Below are 606 nucleotides of genomic sequence, written 5' to 3'. Positions count from 1 at the left end.
CTTAAGTCAAAGTTGTCATTTAATCCATCATTGTTTGGTGATATACCTTGTGGAATAATACAACTATCTAATTCATAAACGTCTACTGTTGCTGTGTTTGAACAACCTGTATCGTTAAAGGTTACCTCTATAGTATACACGCCTTCTGTTAATACAGTGTCTAAATCTAAGCTGTTCTCGCCTGGTATAATATTATCATTTTGATCATACCATACGATGCTTACCTCGTCTGCTGTATAATTATCTGGTGTTGCTGTTACTGTAATTGGTACTGTTGCATTTGGACATACCTCATAAACTACATCGGTGTCAAAAATTGTTTCTGGCTGAATACCAAAGAATAAATCAAACGTAGTCACTTCAAAACAACCTTCAGCATTTTCTGCTCTTACATAAATAGTCGTTGCGCCTGACTCATAGTTTGTTACATTTGATAACGCATTAGTACTTGTTGTGGCATCTATGTCATTTAAATAATAACTAAATGTTAATGCTTGATCATTAGCTAATAGCCCTTCATTCAACGTTAAATCATACTCTGCTATTCCATCATCATTATTGTCACATCCTAATAAATCCTCTGGCATACCTAATACTGGTTTTGGT

The 606-nt window shown here is 34.5% G+C and carries 1 pseudogene; it reads right to left on the bottom strand.

What is annotated here, in order from left to right:
- Positions 1-606 (bottom strand): annotated as a pseudogene (locus WA327_RS15025) (hypothetical protein); the annotation flags it as partial.

Source organism: Mesoflavibacter sp. CH_XMU1404-2 (assembly GCF_037029465.1).
Lineage (GTDB): Bacteria > Bacteroidota > Bacteroidia > Flavobacteriales > Flavobacteriaceae > Mesoflavibacter.
This window is presented reverse-complemented; position numbering and strand designations above follow the sequence as displayed.